Origin of the sequence: Haloarcula amylolytica (genome assembly GCF_049705545.1) — an archaeon.
Taxonomy (GTDB): domain Archaea; phylum Halobacteriota; class Halobacteria; order Halobacteriales; family Haloarculaceae; genus Haloarcula; species Haloarcula amylolytica_B.
On record NZ_JBNAMU010000002.1, the window covers coordinates 1 to 23,453 of the forward strand.

General features: G+C 58.3%; 18 protein-coding genes. 12 read left to right on the top strand and 6 right to left on the bottom strand.

Annotated features, from left to right (window positions below; genetic code table 11):
- Positions 1 to 1,233 (top strand): permease, encoded by a 1,233-nt coding sequence (locus tag ACOZ4H_RS16590; protein ID WP_424330386.1) that lies wholly within the window; start codon positions 1 to 3, stop codon positions 1,231 to 1,233.
- A gap of 115 nt (positions 1,234 to 1,348) precedes the next feature.
- Here the strand turns inward: ACOZ4H_RS16590 and ACOZ4H_RS16595 are convergent, their stop codons facing one another.
- Both ACOZ4H_RS16595 and ACOZ4H_RS16600 read right to left on the bottom strand, forming a co-directional pair.
- Positions 1,349 to 2,638, bottom strand: a complete 1,290-nt coding sequence (locus ACOZ4H_RS16595) for an MFS transporter (RefSeq protein WP_424330387.1) — start codon at positions 2,636 to 2,638, stop codon at positions 1,349 to 1,351.
- 4 nt (positions 2,639 to 2,642) lie between these two features.
- Positions 2,643 to 3,755: an MBL fold metallo-hydrolase gene (locus ACOZ4H_RS16600; protein ID WP_424330388.1), complete on the bottom strand. Its 1,113-nt coding sequence runs from the start codon at positions 3,753 to 3,755 to the stop codon at positions 2,643 to 2,645.
- 89 nt (positions 3,756 to 3,844) lie between these two features.
- On the opposite strand from ACOZ4H_RS16600, the gene ACOZ4H_RS16605 reads away from it, so the two are divergent.
- The 5 genes from ACOZ4H_RS16605 to ACOZ4H_RS16625 all read left to right on the top strand — a co-directional run bounded on the left by ACOZ4H_RS16605 (position 3,845) and on the right by ACOZ4H_RS16625 (position 9,452).
- Entirely contained in the window at positions 3,845 to 4,579 is a 735-nt protein-coding gene (locus tag ACOZ4H_RS16605; protein WP_424330389.1) for a helix-turn-helix domain-containing protein, read from the top strand.
- Between the two features lie 258 nt (positions 4,580 to 4,837).
- On the top strand, positions 4,838 to 5,581 hold the full coding sequence (locus tag ACOZ4H_RS16610) for a universal stress protein (RefSeq protein WP_424330390.1): 744 nt from the start codon (positions 4,838 to 4,840) through the stop codon (positions 5,579 to 5,581).
- 269 nt (positions 5,582 to 5,850) lie between these two features.
- Entirely contained in the window at positions 5,851 to 7,491 is a 1,641-nt protein-coding gene (locus ACOZ4H_RS16615; RefSeq protein ID WP_424330391.1) for an ATP-binding protein, read from the top strand.
- 291 nt (positions 7,492 to 7,782) lie between these two features.
- On the top strand, positions 7,783 to 8,847 hold the full coding sequence (locus ACOZ4H_RS16620; RefSeq protein ID WP_424330867.1) for a CNNM domain-containing protein: 1,065 nt from the start codon (positions 7,783 to 7,785) through the stop codon (positions 8,845 to 8,847).
- A 158-nt stretch (positions 8,848 to 9,005) separates the two neighbouring features.
- A complete protein-coding gene (locus tag ACOZ4H_RS16625; protein ID WP_424330392.1) occupies positions 9,006 to 9,452 on the top strand; it encodes a universal stress protein in 447 nt (148 codons plus the stop codon).
- 69 nt (positions 9,453 to 9,521) lie between these two features.
- Here the strand turns inward: ACOZ4H_RS16625 and ACOZ4H_RS16630 are convergent, their stop codons facing one another.
- Complete coding sequence (locus ACOZ4H_RS16630) at positions 9,522 to 10,238, bottom strand: TVP38/TMEM64 family protein (RefSeq protein ID WP_424330393.1); 717 nt, start codon at positions 10,236 to 10,238, stop codon at positions 9,522 to 9,524.
- 514 nt (positions 10,239 to 10,752) lie between these two features.
- On the opposite strand from ACOZ4H_RS16630, the gene ACOZ4H_RS16635 reads away from it, so the two are divergent.
- The 3 genes from ACOZ4H_RS16635 to ACOZ4H_RS16645 all read left to right on the top strand — a co-directional run bounded on the left by ACOZ4H_RS16635 (position 10,753) and on the right by ACOZ4H_RS16645 (position 14,463).
- Positions 10,753 to 11,262 carry a universal stress protein gene (locus ACOZ4H_RS16635; RefSeq protein WP_424330394.1) on the top strand — a complete coding sequence of 170 codons (510 nt, stop codon included), beginning with the start codon at positions 10,753 to 10,755 and terminating at the stop codon, positions 11,260 to 11,262.
- Positions 11,263 to 11,435: 173 nt separating this feature from the next.
- Positions 11,436 to 13,001, top strand: coding sequence for an ABC1 kinase family protein (locus ACOZ4H_RS16640; protein ID WP_424330395.1), 1,566 nt, complete (start codon positions 11,436 to 11,438; stop codon positions 12,999 to 13,001).
- A gap of 223 nt (positions 13,002 to 13,224) precedes the next feature.
- Positions 13,225 to 14,463, top strand: coding sequence for an MgtC/SapB family protein (locus tag ACOZ4H_RS16645; protein WP_424330396.1), 1,239 nt, complete (start codon positions 13,225 to 13,227; stop codon positions 14,461 to 14,463).
- Between the two features lie 139 nt (positions 14,464 to 14,602).
- On the opposite strand, the gene ACOZ4H_RS16650 is transcribed toward ACOZ4H_RS16645, so the two are convergent.
- Both ACOZ4H_RS16650 and ACOZ4H_RS16655 read right to left on the bottom strand, forming a co-directional pair.
- Entirely contained in the window at positions 14,603 to 17,011 is a 2,409-nt protein-coding gene (locus tag ACOZ4H_RS16650) for a heavy metal translocating P-type ATPase (protein ID WP_424330397.1), read from the bottom strand.
- Positions 17,012 to 17,071: 60 nt separating this feature from the next.
- A complete protein-coding gene (locus tag ACOZ4H_RS16655; protein ID WP_424330398.1) occupies positions 17,072 to 17,821 on the bottom strand; it encodes a helix-turn-helix domain-containing protein in 750 nt (249 codons plus the stop codon).
- Positions 17,822 to 18,273: 452 nt separating this feature from the next.
- On the opposite strand from ACOZ4H_RS16655, the gene ACOZ4H_RS16660 reads away from it, so the two are divergent.
- Both ACOZ4H_RS16660 and ACOZ4H_RS16665 read left to right on the top strand, forming a co-directional pair.
- Positions 18,274 to 18,486, top strand: coding sequence for a hypothetical protein (locus ACOZ4H_RS16660; RefSeq protein WP_424330399.1), 213 nt, complete (start codon positions 18,274 to 18,276; stop codon positions 18,484 to 18,486).
- A gap of 1,652 nt (positions 18,487 to 20,138) precedes the next feature.
- Entirely contained in the window at positions 20,139 to 20,696 is a 558-nt protein-coding gene (locus tag ACOZ4H_RS16665; RefSeq protein ID WP_424330400.1) for a 20S proteasome subunit A/B, read from the top strand.
- Positions 20,697 to 20,852: 156 nt separating this feature from the next.
- On the opposite strand, the gene ACOZ4H_RS16670 is transcribed toward ACOZ4H_RS16665, so the two are convergent.
- Entirely contained in the window at positions 20,853 to 21,722 is an 870-nt protein-coding gene (locus ACOZ4H_RS16670) for a hypothetical protein (RefSeq protein ID WP_424330401.1), read from the bottom strand.
- Positions 21,723 to 22,665: 943 nt separating this feature from the next.
- Between ACOZ4H_RS16670 and ACOZ4H_RS16675 the strand changes: the two genes are divergently transcribed.
- Complete coding sequence (locus ACOZ4H_RS16675) at positions 22,666 to 23,412, top strand: GNAT family N-acetyltransferase (RefSeq protein ID WP_424330402.1); 747 nt, start codon at positions 22,666 to 22,668, stop codon at positions 23,410 to 23,412.
- The last annotated feature ends 41 nt before the right edge of the window (positions 23,413 to 23,453 follow it).

A 23,453-nucleotide genomic window follows, 5' to 3' on the forward strand; every position in this document is an offset into this window, starting at 1 on the left:
ATGATCGCTGAGACCTTCGTCGAGGGACTGCGGCTCGCTGGCGAGATGTTCTGGGAGACGTGGTGGGCGCTGGTGCTCGGATTTACCATTGCCGGCGCCGTCGAGACGTTCGTCAGCGAAGAGAAGATGTCGGCCGTTCTCGGCGGCAACGGCTGGAGAGAACTCGGGCTCGGGACGGTGTTCGGTGCTGCGTCCTCGTCGTGTTCGTTCGGAGCGGTCGCAACGACGAAGTCGCTGTTCAAGAAGGGCGCGTCGCCGGTGGCCAGCCTCGCGGCGTTCCAGTTCGCTTCGACGAATCTTGTCATCGAACTCGGCCTCGTCATGTGGATTCTACTCGGGTGGCAGTTCGTGTTGGCCGACTACGTGGCTGGCCTCATCCTCATCGGACTCCTCGCGGTGGCCTTCAAGTACATCGTTCCCGAGCAGTGGTTCGATACATCGCGCGAATACCTCCGCTCGTCGGAGGGCGTCCGCGATCCATCCTGTGGCATGGAGGTCGACCCCACGAACGATGATATCCTCACGCTGGAGACTGACGGCGGGACCGAATACTTCTGCTCGGAGTCGTGCAAGCAGGCCTACCTTGAAGAACAACGTCAGGAGGGTGCCACCTGGCGTGACCGGTTGTTGACCCGCGACGGCTGGCGACTCGCCTCGAAGAACGCCCTCGGCGAGTGGGACATGCTCTGGACGGACATCGTCGCCGGCTTCCTCATCGCCGGGCTGATCGGTGCCTTTGTCCCCCGAGCGTGGTGGACGACGCTGTTCGGTATCGGGGCCGAAGGCACGTTCGTGTGGATACTCACCAGCGCAGTTATCGGCGTCATCATCGGTGTCGTCACGTTCGTCTGCTCTGTCGGGAACGTTCCGTTTGCGCTCATCCTCTGGAACAACGGGATCGCCTTCGGCGGCGTCATGAGCTTCATTTTTGCAGACCTGATCGTACCCACGATCGACGACGCCTACCGTCGGTACTACGGTCTTCGGATGGCCGCGGTGCTGTTCGTCTCGATTTTCATCACCGCCGTCATCTCGGGCGTCGTGATCCACTACCTATGGGGTGGACTCGGTCTCGTTCCGCCCCAGGGAGAAGCCGGAGGGACTGCTCCCGCCGGCTATACGACGTATCTCAACGCCCTCTTCACGCTACTGTTTCTCGGACAGGTTTACGTCGGCTACTGGACGGCACAAGGCGACGAGGGACCGGGCGACCACGAGATGCATGCCGGCTGACCGATAACCCTACCGAGGTTTCAAATGGCAGATTGGACGTGTAGTGTATAAGCTTGTGCGTATCGGGGCCAGGAGAACGTCTGGTGCGGTCGTTACCGCGAAAACGTGTGCTGACCTAGTCTTGACCAGCCGCTTTGACCGATTGCTCTGTAGCAGGTGCAGGCGGCTCGTGTGTTCCGAAGTCCGGGTGGGTCTCTTCCATCCAGATGTACACGACTGCCCCGGAGACGAACATCAGGAGTGCAGTCATATAGAACGCCGCTTCAGCGTTCACGAACTCCATTGAGAGTCCGATCAGGACGGCTCCGACGGCATAGCCGGAGTCACGCCACATCCGGTAGACACCCATCCCTGCAGACCGCCACGTCGGGTGGGCGGCGTCGCTCGGCACAGTCATCAGGTTCGGGTATAGCAACGCCATACCCAGGCCGGAGATCGCGGCCAGGACAGCCCACGCGAGATATCCCTCGACGAGTACCATTCCGAGGACGCCCGCTCCTGCGAGGAACATTCCCCAAACAACAGGCGGCCGGCGACCAATACGGTCAGCAAGTCCGCCAGTTACAATCTGGAGGAAGTACATCGCACTGTGGACGCCGACGACGACGCCGACTGCCGCGATACCGAGCCCCTGGTTTACAAGGTAGAGCGGGACGGCGATCCAGAACAGCGTGTCGACGAAGTTCTCGATGTGGCCGGCTTGCGCCGCCGCAAACAGCGTCCGGTCACCGTAGGTTGCCCGCTTTAGCACCTCGTTGAACGGGAGGTTCGCGTCGTGGTGCTCGTCGTCACCTTCGGCCTGGGCGTACTGGACGGTCTCCTTGATCAGGAAGATCGAGATGAGGAACGCCAGTACCACGACGACGGCGAGGAAGTAGAACGGCTCGGGTCGGAGGCTCCACTGCCCGGCGATGACGCCAGTGAGCCAGGCACCGACGGCGACGCCGGTGTAGCCGAACGACTCGTCGATACCGACCGCCAGGCCGCGCTGGTCGGGGCTCGCGAGGTCGATTTTCGCGTTGATCGCCATACTCCACGTCAACGCTTGGTTGATTCCCAGCAGGATGTTTCCGACGGTGATCCAGCCCCAACTGGGCGCGAAGATGAGAATGAGCGGCAGCGGGAGTGCCGTCGCCCACCCGGCGACGAGGACTGGCTTGCGGCCGTACTCCTCACCCCATTTGCCAGCGTAGAGATTGAGGATCGACTTCACGATCCCGAACGAGACGACGAACGATCCGATAACGAGGAACGATCCGACGCCGAGTACTTCTTCGCCCAGAACCGGGACGACAGTCCGCTCGGACCCGATGGTCAGTCCGGTAGCAAACACTAACAGGACGTGCAGCGAGAACTGCCCGAGGTGCTCGCGGATTCCCTGTCTGATTTCAGTTCCCGTACTCATGGATTCATTCAGCAGCGCAGTTGTTGGGACCGAGCTCTAGTTCAGCCAACTCGTCGGCAGGAACCGCTTCTTGGCCAACGTTCGTTCGCTTGACGCGCTCGAAATTCGGCGGGTGGTCCGGGACGTCCGACGCGAGTTCTTCGACGAACTCATCGCGGTCGCGGCTGAGGTCCTCGTTCCCGTCTTTGACGTCCGCAAGGGTCGCGGTCACAGGCGGTTCGGGAGAGCCTGGGTCGTGAGCCGGCAGGATCAGCGCGTCGTCCGGCCTGTCCAGCAGCCGCTGGAGGCTCTCGTACAGCGTCGCGGCGTTCTGTTCAACGTCGGAGTCCTCGATTCCAGCTTCAACGCCGAGTTCAACGCGTCCCACACTCTCGTGGAAGAGCGTATCGCCCGTAATCAGCGCAGCGCCGTCAATATCGAATGAAACACTCCCTTCGCTGTGGCCCGGTGTGTGGATAACCTCGATATCGAGACTGCCGACCGCCACGGTCTGTTCATCCTCTATCGGCGTCGCATCGATGGCGAGCGCATCCTTCGGGTGGAGGTAGTAGGGGACGCCATGCCGGTCAGCGAGTTCCGCCGCGCCGGAGACGTGGTCAGCGTGGGCGTGCGTATCGTAGACACCAACGAGGTCGGCCCCGTATTCATCGAGAATCGCCTCGTACTCGTCAAGATAGTGCGACGGGTCGAAGACTGCGGCTTCACCGTCCGAGATGAGGACGTGCGAGAGGCAGCCCTTCCCCGGCCGTGCAACTTGGATGAGGGTGCCATCAAGGTCGGCTGGCACTTCTGCGTGCCGGTGGACACGGCTCCAGCCGTTCATTCCGTCGGTGAGCGTCACTGCGTCGTAGTCCAACTCCTGGAGTACGCCCGTTGCGGTCTCAGAGACGATGCCTGCGGCACAAATCGTCACGATCTGATCGTCCTCTGGAAGCTCCGAGAGGGCTTCCTTGGCCTGTTCTGGGTCTTCAGTTAGTTCGTCGTAGACATCCACGTTGATACTGCCCGGGATATGCCACTCCGCAAAGTCCTCTTCGTGACGAATATCGAGAACGAGCGGCTCCTCGTCAGTATTTTGTAACTGTTCGCTGAGTTCTTCCGGCGATATCTCCTGCATAGGTATTCCTGAATAGCAGGGATATCCGCATATAGGCGCTGCCGGACATGACCGGCACTGTTAATTCCGACAAGCTCAAACTCGTTTATATGAGTCTGTACGAGGCCTCGATTCGGGTCAAACACGAGTGTCCATACCGGGAGATTTCGGAGCGCCACCCGGACTTGACCATCCGAGAGTGGCCGTTGAGCGACTGTCAAGTGCTGGAAATCACATCAGAGGAGACGCCGACCGAGGAGTTGCTTGACGACATTAATCAACTCGGCACCGTTCTGCACGAATCGAAAGACGACGACGGCTATCACGTCGTCACACAGTCCTGCCTCTGTTCACTGGAACAGTCGATCATCGACCGATTCGAGGAGCACAACTGTCTGTATCAGTCGCCGACCATCTACCGCCAGGGCTGGGAGCACTACACGGTGGTCGCGTTCGATAGTGAAGACATTCGAGAGCTGCTCGGTGATCTGCGAGGTGATAGAGAGATCGAACTGCTCTCGAAAACCTCGATTTCGGAGAAGCAGATCCCCCACAGTATGCTGGCTCCGGCGAATCAACTGTTCGAGAATATCACTGACCGGCAGTTAGCAGCACTCCAATTAGCACTGGAAAGTGGGTACTACGAGCAACCGCGGAAAACCTCGCTTCGAGACCTGGCCGATCAGACAGCCGTCGCTCGCTCGACGTACGAAGAACACCTCCGGAAGGCAGAGAACAAACTCCTCACGAACGCAGGACAGTTCTTACGCCTGGTCACCGCGACATCGACGGCCGACCCGCTGCAAGTCGAAAAGACACGAGAGCCAGAGCAGGCTGCCGATTGATTTTGAACAACAGGGCGAACACCACCAAATGACGCCCCGGTATTAATACGAACTTCGTGTTTCGGACTATCGTTGAACTGATACCCACGAGGAAGTGTGTGTATTCTTCGACACATGCGCCTACTGACGACATAGAAGCGTATCAGATCCGGATTACGCTCGTTTGCATACTCGTACTACCTGGCGATTCACTGCCTTTATCATTAGTGCGCGCTCATATTTCAACTGCCTAATCAGACTCGACGGGAAGCTCACACAATGCCCGAAAGACCCAGCATCTTGGTCCCGCTACGTGTTCTCGAGGGGGAATCAATTCCGGAAGGTGTTCCCGAACTCCTAACGAACGCACATGTCGTCCTGCTTGGCTACCACGTCGTGCCGGATCAGACCGCGACTGATCAGGCGCGATCCCAGTTCGAAGACCAAGCCCTTCGCCGCCTCAACGACTTCACAGCGATACTCGAACACGCGGGGGCAACGGTCGAATCCCAGCTCGTGTTCACCCACGATGGGCAGACAACTATCGACCGAATGACGGACGAGCATGACTGCCTCGCGGCACTGATCCCAAACGCAACGAGGCCGGTGGAGAACGTCCTCATCGCGGTCCGCGGGATCGTCAGCATCGATCGGTTTGTCCGCCTGGCTTCGGGGCTGTTCGCGACGATCGGAGTCAACGTAACACTGTACCACGTCGCTGCAGAGAACGAAACTGACGAAGACGTCGAGACGCTGCTCGATGGGATTGCGACCCGGCTCTCCGACGAGGGAATCTCCCAAGACGCGATTGATATCCAGATTTCCCGTGGGGGCAGTCCACAGGAGATGATCGTTGATGCATCAGACAACTACGACGCGATCGTCATGGGGGAATCCGATCCATCAGTGTCGACCTTCTTGTTCGGGATGACTGCGGACCAAGTCGCAAAGCAGTTTCTGGGCCCGGTATTCGTGATTCAGCACGAGGAACTGGACGATCTTGAGGCGACTGACAACGAGTGAGCGCTCCAGCAACCCGTTCGTGAAAGAGTGTGGGTCGGCCGAATACCGGCGCGATACCTTTCGCTGCTTCCACTGAGACGAGCAGTCCCATTTCCGAGACCCTCGGTGTCGCATGCTCGTGGTATCCCTTTCACGCCCGGTTCGAGGCTTCCAGGGGCTGTCAGATCTGGTTTCCGAGATACAGAATAATCCCAATGTCACTCACATGTCATTTACTGGCTGCAACAACAGTTTTAATCTCGCAGAGCCTGCCACAATCGACTAGTATAGTGTCCGAACTTTCACCGACTCTCAATCCAGTTTTTGTAGCATACGTTCTTCTGTTCGGGATTGCGGCACTCGCCTGTTTCGCAAGTCTCCCCCGAGCGCGTGGAATCACCAACGACGGCACCCGACGGGGGCTGGTCGCCCTGCTCGTCACAAGCGGGGGGTGGTCGGTAGCCCACCTCGGATTCCTCCTCGCACCGTCCGTCGAACTCAAACTCGTGTTCTACCACGCCGGTCTGCTCGTCGGGCTCAGCACCGTTGGACCGTGGCTGTATTTCTGCTCGGCGTACACTGGGCGCAATCTCCACAAATCCGCCTCGATCCGGCGGGCCGCGATTGCTGTCTTCCTTATCATCTCGCTCGTGAAGGTCACGAACCCGCTCCATCAGCGATACTTCCAACCCGAGGTGTTGGTCACCCCGTTCCCGCATCTGTCTATCCTCTCACAGGAACTGCACTGGCTCGCCATGGGGCTCGCCTATGCGCTCGCCGTTATCGGCTATTTCATGCTCTTCGAGCTGTTCCGGCAGGTGGGCCACGACACTACACCCTTGCTGGGACTGATTGGGCTCACCGGACTGCCGATTGTCCTCGATGCGCTCGCAGTCGTCAGTCCGACGATAATCAATATCACGTACGAACCGCTGGGGGTGGCCGCCTTCGCCGTTGGCGTGCTCTTCGTGTTCATCGACGATTTCCAGACCGTCCAGCTGACCGGCCAGCAAGACGATCCAGTCCTCGTCTTGGACGACGAGTACCGGGTTCGCGATTTTAACACGAAGTCCAAAGAGCTGTTCCCGGAGCTTGAGGTGAACGAGGATATCGAGACGGTGGTCCCCGAAATTGCCGAGTATATCGACGGCGAGGAGAACACTATCTTCGAACTCGAAACGGCGGGGGGGTTCAAGTATTACCACCTCGGCATCCGACCGTTCACGACCAACCGGAGCCGTCTCGGAACATCGGTTGCGTTCACCGACGTGACCGAACGCGAGGAGTACCGCCGTGAATTGGAGCGGCAAAACGAACGACTGGAGCAGTTTGCGAGCATGGTCTCGCACGACCTGCGAAACCCGCTGAACGTCGCACAGGGGCGCGTTGACTACCTCCAGGGAGAGGACGACAACGAACACCTTGCCGCGACGGCCCGCGCCCTCGACCGGATGGAGGGGCTCATCGAAGACGTGCTCGCGCTTGCCCGGCAAGGCCAACCGATAGCCGAGCGTGAACACGTCACCCTCTCTGCCGTTGCGGAAGACGCCTGGGCCGTCGTTGAATCGGACACAGCGACCCTCACCATCGACAGCGATGGGACGTTTATCGCCGATGCCACACGGCTCCAGCAACTCCTGGAGAATCTATTCCGGAACGCTATCGAACACGGTGGCACTGATGTGGAGATCAGTGTCGGGACAATCAACGATGGGAGTGGGTTCTTTATCGCTGACAACGGGGCCGGTATCCCGGTCCAAGACCGCAAGAAAGTTCTCGAATCGGGCTACTCGACAGCAAGCGAGGGGACGGGGCTGGGGCTGTCGATCGTGAGCGAAATCGTCGCAGCCCACGACTGGCAGATCGATGTGACCAGTAGCGAAACTGGCGGCGCTCGCTTCGAAATTGCCGGCGTCCAGAACGAGAGGTGAATCGTCGGTCCACTCCGGCGGTGCATACGCCTGGTTTCTGTACGACATCGCTCAACCGGTCCATGCTGCGGAATGTCCGTATCGACGATCTGCCCGTACTGATTCGTCTGAACGCGTATTCGCTAGCCGTCCAGGTGGCTATGGCCTGATAGCCCTTCTACGCCCGGCTCAGTGTTTCCGGAAGCTGGCAGACAGAGTCACCGATGAGAAGAGGTAATCAGCAAACAGAGCCATCCGCCAGCTAAAGTAGAATGTACTGCCATTATGGACATCCTACCGGAAATCCGCCACATGAACGGTTTGGAGCTAGCGCTTCGCCTGAGTGCTGGCCTCTTGCTCATCCTCGGGAACGGGTTCTTCGTTGCAATCGAGTTCGCACTGACCCGTGTCCGACAGTATCCACAGTCCGAGTTCGATGTCTCGGGCCTCCGGCGGGCGTGGGAGATGACACAGGATCTCGAAATCTATCTCACGAGCTGTCAGGTCGGCATCTCCGCAACCAGTATCGCTGTCGGCATCGTCGCAGAGCCGGCGGTAGCCGCCTTGATCGATCCGGTGTTCGAGGGGACACTGCTCACGTCGATCGGGGCAGGCGGCATCGTCGCGTTCGTTATCATCAATCTGCTCCATCTGACCCACGGCGAGCAGACGCCCACGTATCTCGGAGTCGAGCGGACAAAATTCGTCGCTCGGTACGGTGCGACTCCGCTCTACTGGTTTGCCAAACTACTCTACCCAGTCATCCTGCTCGGAGACGGTGTCGCCAAATGGACGCTCCGACTGTTCGGCGTCGAAATGACCGGTGCCTGGCTCGAAACTGAAACCGACCGTGTCGAATCGCGTGCGGACCTCCGCCACCGACTCGGATCGCTGCTTGATAGGGGGGATCTCTCCGAAGAGCGCAAAGAAGAGATCATCAACGCCTTCACCGTCGGTGAACAGCCCGTCAGCGAGATCATGACCGATCACGAGGATATTATATTCCTCTCGACAGCCGCCTCGGTGCAGGAAAACCTCGATCGGATCGGAACGAGTCCGCACACACGATTTCCTCTGATTGGTGGCGACTCCGACGATTACAGAGGTATCGTCTACGTGCCCGCAGTTGTCGACCAGATCGACGAACTTCAACAGGGTGAAATTACGTTCGAGGATGTCGCTGCCCCACCGATGACGCTTCGGGCGGACACCCTCATCAGCGATGCCGTCGATCAGTTTCAGAACGAGCATCAGGAACTCGCACTCGTATCTGCTGAGGGCGAAGAGAATGTTATTGGACTGGTCACTGCGACGGATACCCTCGAAGCGGTGATGGGTGAAATCGAAGATCCGCTCGATATTAAGCTCCGGGAGTGAACCAACGGTCTCTAACGAAACGAACGGACTGAGCTATTTTCCAGATACACTCGTTGGACGCAAACACTACGATGATCGCGGTGACACGGCACTCGGAATTACAACTGAGTGACGGCTTCTTATAGCCTATTACACGTGGGCTTCTATGGACAAGACAGATGTACGAAACGATCCTCGTTCCGACAGACGGTAGCAAGGGGGCCAGCACGGCTGCCGAACACGCCATCAACATAGCTGGTACGTATGATGCAACTCTCCACGCTCTCTATGTGGTCGATGTCCGGATGAGTCCGATCAGTACGGATATGGATCGTGACGAAGTCATCGAACTGCTCGAACAATCAGGCGAGAAGCCGACAACTCCGGTACTGGCGCGAGCCAAGGAAACGGATATTCCTACGGTCGAAGCGATACGGCTCGGCGTTCCGCACGAGATCATTCGTGAATACATCGACGAGAACGATATCGATCTCGTAGTGATGGGAACGCACGGCCGGACTGGGCTAGAGCGCACGCTCCTGGGCAGTACGACGGAACGGACCGTCCGCACCGTCGATGTCCCAGTTTTGACGACCCAGCTTGACCCGAGCGACGACTCGAAATGATAGGTATCGGGACGGAACCGAGTAGCGTGTCACGGGAGCTGATCCGACGGCCACCCGCTACGCCTTCCCTCAGAAAAATCGGACGAGCCGGTTTCGGTTTCGATATCCGAGCACGGAAACCACTACGAGAATGACGGCGAGCCCCACAGCGGCTGGGACGTTATCGGTGCCGAGCAGATTACCGACGACGTTGACGAGGAAGAACGCCGGCGCCCGTCCCACTACGGCGAGTACGATGAGTTGCCACAGTGGAATATCGGTGAGGCCGCCGGCAAAACAGATCACGTCATCTGGCAGGCCCGGAACTAGAAAAAAGAAAAACAACGCGGAGCGGCCGTAATCGTCGCTGACAGCATCGAACCGACCGAGTGCCTCTTCGTGGACGATATTTTCCACGTAGGCACGCCCGTATCGCCGGGATATCCAGAATGCGATGGTACTGCCGATAGTGATGCCGATCATGTTGTAGAGAGTTCCCCACCACGCGCCGAAGAGATAGCCGGCAACGACGGCAAGGACCTGCCCTGGAATCGGTGCAGCGACGACTTGGACAGTTTGGAGAAGAATGAGGACAACGGGCGCCCAGATGCCGTATCCTCGAATGAGTTCGCGTAGGGCTTGCGTATCCGTCAGGAAAGCCGCGTGACGCCGAATGAGGACAGTCGCGACGACAAACGCGAGGACGAGAGTGAATAGATGGACGATGAAGCGCCGCCTGCTCCGGGATGACGCGAAGATCCGGGCGTTTTGGAGCCAGGTTTGCAATCGGTTGAGAACAGTATCCATAGGTTCCGAGAGCTGATGTTTGATAGATATCAGAGGTTCGATATTTGAGTGTGACGGTCAAGCGCTGTATCGAGCGTGATATCTTTCTTCTCAACTTCGCAGCGAACCTGTACGATCAGACTGTCTCCGTCGATCAGTGGCGCAAGGATGTGGGTCCCCGAGACTGCGACAGCGGGCATTGTATCCCGGATTGCACCCGTCTGGCTCAAAAATTCTGAGATCATATAGTCAAATACAATAAGTAGTGAAGATGATCAGAGATATATTTTATCTGCCCTGAATGTGACGAACAGTCCGAGATAACCACCTTGCGGAAGGCTGTATTCATCGAAATAGTTGTACATCATCTGTCGGTCATGAGTGACCGAAGAAGTAATTACGAAAAGCTCGTTCGCTGACAGTCAGTCGTCACTCACGATGATTCTGCGTTCCATCTTAATCACCGTTTTCACCGTCTTCTCGCGTTGTAGGAATAGCGTGCGTATTACTTGTCTTCTGATCCGCTAGTCGTCATATGACACTTGTCGTGCCGTTCGACGGATCCGAATTGGCTGAGGCGGCGCTCGTTCGCGCGACGGAGTTCGGCACCGTATTCGAAGAGGACGTGTTGGCTGTCAGTGTCATCCGGAAAGGGAATGCCAAGTACGCCCGGGAACACGGCTGGATCGGACCCAACGAAGAGTTCGATATGGAGACAGTTGTCACCACACTGCACGAACAAGTGACGGATCTGTGTCCGAGTTCGGATTTCCGACATAAAGTCGTGGATCGATACGCGCCATCCGGGTCTGTATCGAAAGCCATCCGTAAGATGGCCGAGAGAGAAGACGCCTCGATGGTATTCATCGGAAGCGAGAACGCCGGACACCTCGTCACGGGCATCAGTAGCGTTGGAGAGTCGATTGCCTCGGACGACGCCTACGATGTCGTCATCGTTCGACACCGGAGCCCCGCAAAGATCGCCAAACTCAGGAACACGTCCCCACACAGACAGCCGAAATCCGATTTCTATCTCCCGGAATAAGTGCCGATTATTAGTTGACGTGGCAAGAACAGTCGCACGTACCTGTGTGGTGCAAAGAGGTAGATAGTTATACGAGGCCACACAATCTCTCCTTCACTTATATATGCCGTTTGATCAAAAACAGGGAATGCACTGCCAATTGACGTTACTCAGTCAGTATTCCCTTTGATAGAATGAACGGATTAGTCCGCCGGTATCTGGTCGTTTCCTTTCGGTTTCTACCCTTTGCGTTAGCGTTTCTCCGTGACCGACGGCGGTTCATCCTGTTTGGATCACGAAGGCAAGTCCCTGCGGAGAAACATCGACAACGAGCCGAACAGATCCGGGATACAATGCTCGAACTCGGTCCGGCATTCATCAAAGTCGGGCAGGTCCTCTCGACACGCCCTGACATCGTCCCACCGGTCTATGCCGACGTTTTCGGAACCCTCCAAGACGAAGTTCCCGAAGATGCAGGAGGAGATCCAAAACACATCATCGACGAAGAACTTGGCGACGAACTCGATCAGTCGACACTCGAACCGATCGCAGGGGGATCGCTCGCGTACGTCTATACTGCTGACTATCGGAACGAGCGAATCGCACTGAAGGTTCGACGCCCTGGATTGAAACCCGTGATCAGGCGTGACCTTCGGGTCGTCCGGGGACTGATTCCGCTGATTACCCTTTTCGCTAGCGAACGTCAGCAGTATTCGATCGAAAACGCCGCCGACGACTTTGCGGACATAATCTTGAATGAGTTGGATTTCGACCGGGAAGGGACGATCATGGCTGACATCAGGGAGAACTTCGCCGACGATGACCGAGTCGTCATCCCTGACACCTATGAAGACCTGTGCTCGGAGCGTGTGCTAGCTATGGAGTATCTGACCGGTCGGAAAATAACCGACGACAGTGCCTTCGACGGTATCGATGTGACGCAACACGAGATGGCGACACGGATCATCAATGTGTACCTGGAGATGGGTCTCGTCGACGGGGTGTTCCACGCTGATCCCCATCCGGGCAACCTCGCCGTCACAGACGATGGCCGTCTGTTGCTCTTCGATTTCGGCATGAGCGAACGCCTGCCACCGACGGTCCAGGAAGACATTATCGCGCTCTATCGGGCGCTCGTCCGTCGTGACGTGGACGATCTGGTAGACTCGCTCATCGCGCTCGATGTCCTCGAGCCCCACGTCAACCGCGCCGAGGTCGGTCGGGTCCTCGAACTCGTCATCGAGAACCTCGAGGGCCGGTCGGAGATCACCTGGCGGATGATCATTACGGAGTTAACGACGATGCTCCGTGATTTCCCGTTTCGCATTCCGCCGGACGTGATGCTACTCATCCGGGTCGGAACCGTCGGCGAAGGTGTCTGTCGACAGCTCGATCCGGAGTTTGACTTCCTCGCCGCTGTGCGTTCATTCCTCGTCGAACAGGGGCTCATCGAGAGCGAACTCGACGCAATCATCGAGGAAACGTGGGCGGATGTGCGCCGGTCACTTCCCGCATTGGCACGGGTTCCGTCCCGAGTCGACCGAACGTTGTATCGGCTCGAACGGGGCGAACTGGTCGTCCGTACAGAACCCGTTGATGGACACAGAACGGGGGAGCAGAATCTCGGTTACGCGGTGGTCGCCGGGGCGCTCATCGTGGCAGCAGCGATCCTGACGTTCCACGACCGCCCGTACGAGATCCCCGTACTCGCCGTCGCCGCCGGCTTTCTCCTCGTCTACCTCGTCGGCATCGAGTCTTGACTCCCTGACTCAGCGGTTCCCCGGAAGAACAGACAGTAATCCGACCGAGGTTCGGAATGCGAGTGGCGGCACAGCCGTGGCCTGATCATCCGAAATGGCTCGCGCAGTTCTTCGGACACCCTGGATCCAAACCTCAGCACGGACCCGGAGCAACTACAGCGGACGACTGATACCGACTCTCACACCCGAAGTTTGACAACTTGGAGGAGTGAAACCCCAGAGAATGGTCGAGATCATCGACTCGCTCTTCCTTCGTCTCCTCGTTGCGTTCGGTATTGGCGCTCTCATCGGACTGGAACGGGAACAGGCAAAATCTGGGGGAACCTTCGCGGGCAGCCGGACTTTTCCGCTGTTTGCCCTCCTCGGCGCAACCGCACAGGCGTTCTTTCCTGCCCTCTTACCTGTCACAGTTCTCGCCATTGCAGTCCCCCTAACCGTCGCGTATGTTGGGAAAGTGCTGACCGAGGGGGATATCGGACTGACGACGGTGACTGCTGCATTGCTCACTGTCTTCCTCGGTGCGTTGGCAGTGTCTTCCGAACGCGGGACGCTCTTCGCGATAATTCTCGGCGGGCTCGTCACTGTCCTCCTGTCGGCGAAGCCGACGATCCACAGTTTGGTCGACCGGATCGACGAGCGGGAACGCCGTGCCTCCCTCAAATTCATCCTCGTCGTGTTGGTCGTGCTGCCGATCCTGCCGGATCGTGAACTCGATGTCCTGTACGGTCTCAATCCACGGTTCATCTGGCTGATGGTCGGCTTTGTCACCGGGTTGAGCTTCGTTGCCTACATCTTGAGTCGAGTTGTCGGGGCCAAACGGGGGATCGCCCTCACAGGAATCCTCGGGGGGTTCGTCTCTTCAACCGCGACGACAGTCTCGATGGCCGAGCGAATCAGTGAAACTCCCGATCTCTACAAGATCGGGTCTTTCTCGATTGTCGTCGCGTCGATTGTCATGTTTCCGCGCGCGCTGGTCGAGGTTGCCGTCGTCAACCCGGCCTTGCTCTCTCGGGTCCTCGTTCCGCTTGGGGTGATGACTGGTGTCGGCGTGCTTATCGCCGGCATCGTCTACTGGCAATCGACCACGGAGTCCGCGGTCGAGACCGAGCTCAAGAACCCGTTTCGTCTCCGACCGGCACTGTTTTTCGGCGCTGTCTTCGCAGTCGTGCTCCTGGTGTCCCAGTCCGCGAATACCTGGTTCGGCGATTCGGGTATCTATGCGACTGCGTTCCTCTCGGGGCTCGCTGACGTCGACGCCATCACGCTTACGCTGAGCGCGCTCGAAGCGGACGGTGAAATCTCGCCCGCAGTAGCGACTACCGGGATCGTTATCGGCGCTATCGCGAATACGCTCACGAAGGCCGGACTCGCGTGGCTACTGGGGACGGTCGAACTGGGCCGGCGAGTGACGGTCGCTCTCGGGGTCGTCGCCGCCGCCGGACTTGCTGTCGTCGTCCTCTAACCCGCTGCGGCATCGAAACAACATCGCTCCCGACAAAACGCGTCCGAAAGCCGCGGAAGGAGTGCCTGCGAACGTCCGTGGTGCCGAGAAGCCCGCAGAATAGCCTGTGACGAACGTGATGGGCTGGCAGACCGTCAGATTACCGATCCGGTTCGATTCGCGACAGCCGCATCGCGTTTCCGGTGACGCCGAGGCTCATCCCCATATCGCCAACCACGACCGCGAGCGCGACGCTCACCAGCCCCAGTGGGACGCCCAGCGCGAGCAGGAACTTCACGCCGAGGCTCACCCAGATGTTCTGCCGGATCACGCCGTTGGCGGTGTGCGACAGCTCATACAGGTAGGGGAGCTTCCCGACGTCGTCGCCCATCAGTGCGATGTCCGCCGTTTCCAGCGCGGTGTCGGTGCCGGCAGCGCCCATCGCGATGCCGACCTCCGCAGTGGCGAGTGCGGGCGCGTCGTTGATCCCGTCGCCGACCATCGCCACCTCACCGTACTCCGACTGCAACTCCTCGACGGCGTCGACTTTCTCGTCCGGCAGGAGTTCGGCGCGGTACTCGTCGACGCCGACCGCTTCGGCGATAGCGCGGGCGGTGCCCTCGTTGTCACCGGTCAGCATCACGACGCGCTCGACACCGAGCTCCTGTAAGCGCTGGACAGCCCGTTTCGAGGCGGGACGTACCTCGTCGGCGATGGCGATAGCACCCAGCAGCTTCGAACCCGTCCCGATGATAACGACCGTCTTGCCCTCCCGCTCCAGTGCGGCGAGCGCGTCCTCTGCGAACGCCCCGTCGTTGGACGCAGCCGTCTCTTCTGCCACGACGCCACCGTCAGACCGATGGTCTGGGGAGCCCCCGGTCGCTCCGTTCCCGGGGACACCGTCTGTCTCGCGGCGAGCACGCGGGAGGTCGAAACCCAACTCCTCGAAGAGTGCGGGCTTGCCCGCGTAATACGTCTCGCCGTCAATCTTCCCTCGGATGCCCTTCCCGGTGAGGCTCTCGAAGCCGGTCAGGTCGGGCAGGTCGTTCACACCTTCCTCGGTGGCGTGGGTGAGAATCGCCGTGGCAATCGGATGCTCGCTGCAGCGCTCCAGTCCGGCGGCGTGACTGAGAAGCGTCGCCACGTCGGTGTCGCCAGCAGGGACGACGTCAGTGACGGCGAGTTCGCCCTTCGTGAGCGTGCCCGTCTTGTCGACGGCGACGGCGTCAACCTCGCCCATCGCTTCGAGATAGTTGCCGCCCTTGATGAGGACGCCGTTCTTCGCGGCGCTGGTGATACCCGAGACCACCGAGACGGGCGTCGAGATGACGAACGCGCAGGGGCAGGCAATCACCAGCAGCGTGAGCCCGCGGATGAACCACGTCTGCCAGTCACCGGCGAACGTGACGCCGTACCCGGCCGCGTCTACCGTCACGGGGTCAGCGATAACTAGTGGCGGGATAGCGGCGGTCAGGATCGCCAGCACGACGACGACCGGTGTGTAGTAGCCCGAGAACCGGTCGACAAACTGCTCGGTGTCGGTCTTTTTCGCCTGTGCGCCCTGCACCATCTCGATGATGCGCGAGAGCGTCGAGTCGCCCGCCGTCGACGTGACTTCCACCTCGAGGTACCCCTCTTCGTTTATCGCGCCGGCGTACACTTCGTCGCCAGCGGTCTTGTCGACTGGCACGCTCTCGCCGGTGATCGGTGACTGGTCGACCGCGCTCTCGCCGTCGATGACAGTCCCGTCGAGCGGGATCTTGTCGCCGGGGCGGACGACTACGGTCTCGCCCACCTCCACCTCGTCGGCGGGCACCGTCACTTCCTCGCCGTCGCGCATGACGGTGGCCTCGTCGGGCGACAGCTCCATCAGCTCGCGCAGGGAGTCCCGTGCCCTGTCCATCGCATAGTCTTCGAGCATCTCGGCGATGCTGAACAGGACGGCCAGCGTCGCGGCCTCGACGAAGTAGCCGATGCCGGTCGCGGCGATGATGGCTGTTCCCATCAGCAGGTCGATATCCAGACTCCGATTCTTCGCGGAGTAGTACCCGCTTCGGACGACGGGGACACCGCTGGCGGCGACGGCCCCCAGGAACAGCAGGTCTGCGACGTGTAGCGGAGAGCCGAGGACGCCTGCCACCGCGACGTTCTGTGCCGTCAGGAGAAACTCGAAGAGGAGACCGAACGTGACCAACGCCGCGCCGATCCACGTCTTCTTCGCGCGGGGACTCGTCCACACCTCTGAGGGCGGCGCGATGTCGACGCTGTCGCCCGAGTCCGCTCGTTCATCGGCGTCGGAATCCGGGCCTCCAACGACCTCGTAGCCGGCGGCCTCGACCGCCTTGACCACGTCGGCATCGCTGGTGCGATCAGGATCGTACGTGACACTGGCTGTACCGGTGGTCGGTTGGAGCGTGGTGTCGACAACGCCGTCGATGCGCTGGAGGCTCTTATCGACCTTCTGGGCGCAGGAGGGACAATCCATTTCGGGGACAGCAAGGCGGGCAGTCAGCTCCCGTCGCTGCCCACTCCCACTCGCCTGCCCTGCCGAATCCGAATTCTCTGTCATTACTTCACGATAGGGGCGTTAGTTCGATAAGCCTTTGTTGGAATATTCCAAAACAAGTCGTCAGCGTGATACCGGCGACTCCCCGGTCACTCGCCTGCCCGCGACGTGCCGCTTCGCCAACTGTTCCTCTGCCCGCCGCAGCCGGTAGGTGAGCGTCGACCGCGGGACATCGAGATGCTCGGCCAACTCGCCGACATCGACCTCTCGGGGCGACTCGTAGTAGCCGTGTTCGACGGCGGCCCGGAGTGCAGCCTCCTGCTCCGGGGACAGGTCACCCGGAGTCCCGTCAGCTTCTCTCATCGACGCCGTCGTGTCTCTGGTGCGGAGCATCTCCATCTGAGCACAGGCCCCGACGGCCGCCGTGAGCTCGTCGAAGAACGCAGCCACGTCGCCCTCGCCGGAATGAATGAGCCGCCACGTGTAGTGATGCCCTTCGTGACGCGTCTCGAACAGCACTCCCTCGCCGAGGTGATCGCAGGCGATGTGGGGCACCGAGTCGCAGGCGGGGGTGCGCTCCCAGTCGGAGTAGAGGACACGCGTGTCGTCGGCTCGGTCGAGGACGCGAGTGGTCTGGGTAGCACCGCAGTCCTCGGTGGCGAGACAGTCGGCGTAGTAGTCACTGTTGAGAAAGGCGTCCTCGATGGCGTCGAGCGCATCGGGGGTCCCGGTAGCGTGGTCGACCCGCCAGAGACGGTCAGCAGTAGCGTGCAGCGAGAGCGAGCGGACGCGGGCCTCGGGGTGCTCGGCCAGGGCGTCTGCTACCCTGTTGCAGCCCGACTCGTATTCGAGGGCGAAGACGAGTTCGCGCATACCTACTGTAAGAGGTGGCCTGATAAAACACGTCGGTTGGAAACAGCCAGAGGGACGCCCTCAGTAGGGACAGTTACACGGAAAAAGTAGCTTCAAAACTGATATGGCAACAGATGGCGCAGCTCGCCGAAACGGAGGCTGCCGGTAAGATAGGCGGAGATACTAACCCCCGAAATGGAAAGCAACGCTGTAGCCCGGCGGATCTTTCCAAGCCTTCGCTGGCAGACTCGAATGAACCCTAGACGGTATCCTCCGGCGCTGAGAGTCCTTTCCGGATGCTTGAATGTCCAACTAAGCGGCGATAGCAAACTCTCGATAGCACTGGCGAGTACGATTCGGAAGATGGCCGAATAACACATCCGTGGCATGAAAACGTCTCACACAGGGATTCCACGGTTCACCTCGGAGGTGAATCCAGCAAAATTTAGTAAATTGTTCCCCATTACGCCTCTATGGCTGAAACGACACTTGCCACGATAGACGAATTGTTGGAAGGTGCTTTCGACGATGTGGACGATCCGGAAGTACGATACAAGCTCAGAAGTGCTCGACAACTGCTCCAAGTGGTTCAACAGCGTCAGGATATCATCGATGAAGCCATTGATACTGCCGTCGAAGATGAAGAGATATTGAGTAATCTCCGTGACCTCGGCTATACTGAGTAGTACGACATCAGTCCACCGCGGTCGTGTTTAGTTGGGGTCTGTCTGAAATCGGCGCTCTGTCGTTGAAGTGCAATTCAAGGGTGTTTTGCGCCGTCTACAAGACAGGCGGCAGTTCCGACAGCGTGTTTCTGGCACAGTTCGTTGAGGAATATCCGATAAAAAACGGTTGTGATGGTAGAAAACAGCCGCAGATAAAGAATTTCGTTCGTCTGTAGGTTCGTCGCGGCGTACAGCCAGAATTACTGGTCATTGATTCGATCACCGTTTCGTTGACCGCGACTTGATTCGGAACTTCGCCGCTGGGAGGCCGAAGGTCGGCCTTCTACACCCAATCGTGGCAGCCATTTGTAGAGTATACTAAAATTATCAATAATAGCAATAGTATGTGAAAGTGATATAAGGGCCGAAGAACCCAAAATATTGTGCCTCATCGCCCGTTCGGGGGTCAGCTTGCGGTCCCCCAAATCTATCCGGCTCTGTTACCGCTACGGCGAGTGATCTCAGGCATGAACCGTCAAGAGGTTCTCCCCCTCACTGTTCACGCTTAAGTAAACACCGTCATGACAGGTGAACCAAGCGGTAAGTGGATAAAATCGGGGGTCAGAGCGGCCACGGTTTCGAGATAACTAACTGGATGCGACAGAGGCGCAAAACAAGTCCTGCTGCTGTATCGGCTGAGTACCTATATTAGTAGACTATATAAAATATATCAAATTCAGTCAAGTCTGTCAACAGTACTGGGATCTGATAAAATAGGTCACCTACTGCGCGACTGGGTAAGCATAATGATGTGTGTATTGTTAAACACATACGCACACCTGTTTGTTGTAAAGACGCGCCGTGTCTCGAACCACTCGACTCGAACATGGCTATCTACATCCACACTTTTCGCACTACCGTCGCCAGCGATAGGTCGGTATCACAGATAGTTATTAGACTATTCGTATACAAATAGCTGAAATAAGTGCGGAGTACTACAATGAATTGCGGGAGATAGACTCAATTATACACTAAATATCGGTGAAGGGCCGAACTTTTAATATAGTGGGGTACAGTAACACACTACATGAGGAAACGGTTGCAAAAGGCATTAGATTCGATACCTGTCCCGCGAGATGACCGAAACACAGGTCTCGACGCTTGTACTGAATGTGGTGGGCCATCATTACCGGGTGCTGGCCGCTGCACTGACTGTTTAGAAACCTAAGATTCATCTGACCTCACAGGGAATGAACCTCGGTTATCTCTCTCAATTACTTGTCTCTCTACTAGTCGGCATGGTACTGTCGACCGCACGGAAGAAGAGTGAGTCTGAGTCAGTTGGTTTGTCCCGGGTCTCTGTAATTCGGTCCAATTGATTACTTCTCGGCCCACTAGGTATCACAAATGATACGCACCGAGATGTTCTCTCGGAAAACACGGGAATCCAGACACAACCTGCTGTGGACCACAGTGTCACTCAACAGTCCGGCCATGGGTAGGAACCTGCAATCACCGACATAAACATTTCAAGCCTTTTAAAACGCTTAACTAACCGATCCCCGAATCAACGAGACGGAGTAACCGCTAGCCACAATACTCACGACAATTCTAATTTTACTGTTTCCCCTGCGGCACGTACTTATACCAGGAAAGTGAAACTATGTTTGATAATGGGGACCGTAGTAGCTTTCGAATCGCAAGATGGCGTCGTGATAGCCGGCGATTCCCGGGTAGTAACTGAAGAAACCGTCACGAGCAAGCGCATCGAACGAGTGTTCGACTTCGATGGGATCGGTGCGGGCGCAGTCGGAAACACGGGCGATATTCAGGAGTTTTCCCGACAGTTGGAGAACGAACTTCGGCGTTTGCGTATCGAGCAAGGAGAAGACGTGGAGATCGACAAGTTGGCACGAATCGCCGCACGCTGTGCCAAGAGCGCGAACGTCGCCGCTGTCGTCGCGACCCATGACTCCGATGGATCCGCTCGTCTCCGCCAGGTGGGAGCTGATGGAGAAGTCCTCGATACCACACCGATAGCGATAGGAACGGGAGCGGAGATCGCTTTCGGTCGTCTCGAAACTGTCTCATCGGACGTGAAACTCGACGAAGCGAAATCGATCGCGTCAGATACGCTCGAAACTGTCGGGGAACGGGATGGCGACGGCGGCGGAGAGATTGTCGTGTGGTCGCTTCAGAATTCCGCTGGCGACGAGAACGAGTCGGTGTGAGAGGGGCACTCAACTATTAAAGAACTGTCACGGTGAGGATCTATCTCACGGCATTGTTCTGAATCTCGCATAGAGATAGCTCCGGACATGAGAACTGGCTGAACAGGGTGACTGGTGATCCGATGTGTGATACCGCCGCTGCCCCTAACAGGAGGGTCAGCGTCCTCCGGGTGGGACGAAGGGGCCGACTGAGACGGTCCGATAAGCGACCGTCGCCGCTCGGAGGATGTATGCGCTGAACAGCGCGATCGGGGAAACGACGACGCCCACCGCCACCGGGACGAGGATCACAAGCGTAGATGAAGGGATCATGACGGTCTCGGTCCGATAGACCAGCGCCATAGAGATCGAGACAAATAGCGCAGTCAACCCAGTGTAAATTAGGTGTCGGGACAAGATGGCAAGGTCCTGCTGGAGGGCGAGCGTTTTGTAGAACTGTCGGACGACCGCGACAGATTCGAGGAGTTCATCTAATGCCTCCATCTCCGCTCGTGTGGTCGCCGAAAGAGACTCACCGTACTCATTGCGCAAGTGCCGCACTGCGGCGATGTTCATGGCGTACTCCGAGCCCACTATGATGCCGAGAATGTCTGTGATCGGTGTCTCGTCCTCGACCTGGGTGTTGATGCTGCGCCCGTACTCGGCGACGTCGGTCAGCGCATCGGCAATCTCTGCTGGCGAATCTGTGGCGGACTGTTCTATCCCCGACAGCGCTGCTGTGGCGCGTTCGCTCAATGTCGTCGAGAGCAGCGAGAGAAACGCTGCAGGGTCATTTGGGCTCGACGGCTGGTCGGCTAACCGCTCGACGCGCTCACGAAGGTCTCTCGAACCGTCCAGCCGATCGCTTAACTTCCCAGGCGATCCGAACACTCGCGAGAGGACAAGTTGGTTGATCGAGACTGCGATGGTGACGAGCGTTACGACCCCGGAGATAATCCCGCTTGCGAAGACGCTCGCAACTGAACTGTCCGCCCCGACGGCAACCACCCCGGTCCAGACGAGGCCGCCCAGAGCGACGACGAACATAGCGACGATACTGATTGCGACAGTGAACCGGTTGCCCTCGAGGAACAACCATTCTTTGAGGCGGTTGCGAAAGCTGTCTTGTCTTCCCGCAGAACTCTTCGTCTGAAGGCCGGAAACCATACGGTTCGTGATACACTGGTCCTATTTAAGTAACTGCAGCGTATGTCATCAGCCACGTTCGAACTACCATCATCGAGATGACCGACTGACACGCCGTAGACTATCAATTGGCTGGTAGTCACGGCCAGCGACATCGGGGTGGTATCCCTGTGGGCCGATAAACGCTGTAACGCCGATTCTCGCTACTGGTCCGACAGGTGGTTTCACAGCAGCTAACATCGGCCGGTCCACGCTGTCGACAGCGTAATCCCTCGTTGACTGCGCAATCCACCCGTTTCATAACTATTCCGGGTACTCCAGTCTTACTCGGAGTATATCGCAGTTATTTGTGTCCATCAATCACGTTGCCAGTCAGTTTCCCGCTGAACGACAGGGGCCTGCTGCTTCATAATCAGCGAGACGCGTCAGACCCGAACACTGTCCCAGCATTATGCGGCCGGTCCTGACGACAGTCGGTGAAAAAATCACCCTCGAAATGGCGTTCGACATCGACCTGACGACTGATTCGCGTTTCATATCGGCCACGTTCTCTACAGGACCACACTGGATGCGTGGGTCGGGACCCGAACAACGGCGTAGCGACGTCGAGCAGCCATCCCGATTGGCCCCGGTTGCACCGCGTCCAAGCTGGTTCAAACACTGCCGTGACTGTCCCGCACAGTGGCCGATTCCTTGTCCCTACCCATACTGCTGGTTCCGTTGAGGCCGGTCGGATTCAAGCGGTGACCTAAACAATCTGCTGACGCGGCCGACGTGGCACATGCCATCTCGACCATTACCAGTCAGTGCGATGACTTATCCCCTTCCGTTGAATAAATCGAATATGGAGATTCGTCCTGCCGACTCCGAAGACCGTCAGAGAGTCGAAACCCTCGCACGGGATTCGTTCCGGACATCGTACGCGCTCAGTCCGCAGCAGATCGATACGATAATCGAAAACGAATTCGACGACGAGACGCTGGCTGATCGTCTTGAAGATCCGGACGCGACAGTGCTTGTCGCCGAACACGCGGCCGGAGACACTGAAGAGGTACAGGGGTTCGTCGATGTGGCAATCGGAACCGAGAGAACGATCCGCTGGCTCCATGTCGACCCCGAAGCGCGGGGCGAGGGTATCGCTACCGCGCTGCTCGACCGCCTCCGAAAAGACGACGAAAAGCCACTCGTTGCACGGGTTCTCGAAGACGCTGTTGAGGGTGGTGAGTTCCTCGAAGACTTCGGCCTCGAAAGCGACGGAAATGATCAAATGAGCTTCGGGAACGAGGAGTTCGCAGTGGCAGTGTTTACTGAGGGTGACGGGACAGAAGACGCAAACGAACCATCTGTACCAGTCCCTCCGTCTGTCACGGTTGATGGGACTGACCGCCCCGTCGAACAAGACGAGACGATCCCCGGCCGAGACGCTCCGTTCTTTCCCACCTATGCGGGCGAGGACCACACGGACCCGTACGGGTATTTCTGCTCGAACTGTGGGAGTACCGACGTCGCTGCCGATGGACTCGACCGCATCGAATGCGCCGAGTGTGGGAACCTACACCGCGCCGATGAGTGGGACGACTCGTACCTGTAACGCCGGTCATTGGGAGTTCGGCTGACGGGTCGGACCTGCAG